The following is a 1,949-nucleotide window of genomic DNA, read 5'->3' as shown; positions in this document are numbered from 1 at the left end:
TGCATTTTCTTTGCGCCCCTCCATCCGCCGCAGGGGCGGCTGGGTGGCGCGCTGGCGCGCCAAGGCGCTTCACGTGTCAGCGGAACCAGGGGTTCCCGCCACAAGGGCGGGAATGACGGAGCCTTCTGGATCGGGTTCAGGCTTCTGCCCGCCCACCCGCGCCCGCCACTTCGCCTTGAGCATGTGCGACGTCTCCCGCGAGCCGTCTGGGCTCCAGCCCGGCGGGCCGAACATGTAGCCCAGGACCTCGCGCGGCGACTTCGCGCCCAGCACATCGCGGCCGATGCCGACCCACTCGTGGAAGACATTGTGCAGCAGGTTGAAATTGCCGAGGTTTTTCACCGTGCCATAGCGGCAGGGCTCCTCGTCGACCTCGGGGATGAAGGTGCCGAACATCCGGTCCCAGATGATCAGGATGCCGGCATAGTTGGCGTCCAGATAGCGGGCGTTGCGGGCGTGATGGACCCGGTGATGCGAGGGTGTGTTAAACACCGCCTCGAACCAGCGCGGCATGCGTTTGACCGCCTCGGTATGGATCCAGAACTGGTAGACGAGGCTGATGCCTTTCTGGATGGCCACCATGGCCGGCGGGAAACCGAGGAACGACAGGGGCAGCCACAGCAGCCAGGTGCCGGCGACGCCGCCCGTCCAGGTCTGCCGCAGGGCGGTCGAGAGGTTGTAGTGGGTCGAGGTGTGGTGGTTCACATGGCTGGCCCACCAGAAGCGCCGCTCGTGCGCCAGACGGTGGAACCAGTAATAGGTCAGGTCCTCGGCGAAGAAGAGCACCACCCAGGCCCAGATCGCCGTCATCGGGATCGTGAACAGGCGGTGCTCATAGGCCCACAGGGCTGCAGCGAAGATCAGCCCGCCAGTGAACAGCCCTGCGACCGTGCTGCCCAGGCCCATGGCCAGGGAGGTGGCCGTGTCGCGGGTCTCGTAATTGGCCTTGGCCTTGCCCAGGCGCGCCAGGGCGATTTCCAGGATGATGGCCAGCACAAAGAACGGGATCGCCATCTGGACGGGATCGAACTCGGCCTTCATGCGGCAAGCTCCTGCGGCGGCCAGACCGGGCCGGTGACGGAAAAGACCGGCGCGGCATCGGCCAGGACCAGCTTCAGCTTCCCCTGCTGCGGTGTGGCGGCGGCGACGGCGGACCAGCGGGTATCGCGGGCGATATAGCCGTCACCACGACGCCAGAGCACGAGGACCTGGTCCCCGTCCCGCGCCAGGGCCCCGGCCCCGTCGGCCGAGATCCAGACGGCGGACGGCCGGTGGTCGGGAAACTCCTCGGCCAGCAGGGCGTTCAGCCCGGCAGAGTCGAGCGGCGGTGTCGGCCGGGCGATCCGCGCCCAGGCCGCGAGCCCGACCAGGGCGGAGATCGCCACCGCCGAGCCGAGCAATTGAATCAGCAACGCTTTTTCCAAGCTGACGCTGTCCTCCCCTTTTTTGTCCAGCGTCGGGGACGGCGGGGGATCGGTCAAGCGCGGCTTTGGGGTCCCTCCCCGATCCGTGCTTTACCGCAGCGCGCAAATATGGCGCCATGACCGCCTGACGTGTCGGGGGAGATTTGCATGTCGTTGATGTTTGAGCCGCTGCGCAAATACGCCCAGTTCGAGGGCCGCGCGCGCCGGTCGGAATTCTGGCTGTTCACGCTGTTCCAGTTTCTGGTGACGGTCGGCCTGGCCATCCTGGTCGGCATAACAGGGGCGAGCGTCGACACGCTCGACGTGCCGGGGAAAGAACCCAATCTGCTCGGCGGCCTGCTGGCCTTCGCGCTGATCCTGTTCTGGCTGGCCATGATCATTCCCAGCCTCGCGGTCACGGTGCGGCGACTGCACGACAGCGACAAGTCCGGCTTCTGGATGCTGCTGCACCTGATCCCGTTCGGCGGCTTCGTGATCTTCATCTTCACCCTGCTCGACGGCACCCCTGGTCCCAATCGGCATGGG

At 66.5% G+C, this 1,949-nt stretch carries 3 protein-coding genes; 1 reads left to right on the top strand and 2 read right to left on the bottom strand.

The window, feature by feature from the left end; translation table 11 throughout:
• Window positions 1-69 precede the first annotated feature (69 nt).
• Window positions 70-1,041 carry a sterol desaturase family protein gene (locus DBR10_RS03970; protein ID WP_108556150.1) on the bottom strand — a complete coding sequence of 324 codons (972 nt, stop codon included), beginning with the start codon at window positions 1,039-1,041 and terminating at the stop codon, window positions 70-72.
• Complete coding sequence (locus tag DBR10_RS03965; protein ID WP_335582545.1) at window positions 1,038-1,412, bottom strand: hypothetical protein; 375 nt, start codon at window positions 1,410-1,412, stop codon at window positions 1,038-1,040. Before DBR10_RS03965 ends, DBR10_RS03970 begins: the two co-directional genes overlap by 4 nt.
• Before the next feature lie 159 nt (window positions 1,413-1,571).
• Here DBR10_RS03965 and DBR10_RS03960 point away from each other — a divergent pair.
• A partial coding sequence (locus DBR10_RS03960) for a DUF805 domain-containing protein (RefSeq protein ID WP_108556151.1) occupies window positions 1,572-1,949 on the top strand: 378 nt, incomplete at its 3' end.

This window comes from Caulobacter sp. HMWF025, assembly GCF_003060965.1.
Classification (GTDB): Bacteria; Pseudomonadota; Alphaproteobacteria; order Caulobacterales; family Caulobacteraceae; genus Caulobacter.
The sequence above is the reverse complement of the archived record's forward strand: the minus strand, read 5'-3'. Positions and strand labels throughout refer to the sequence as shown.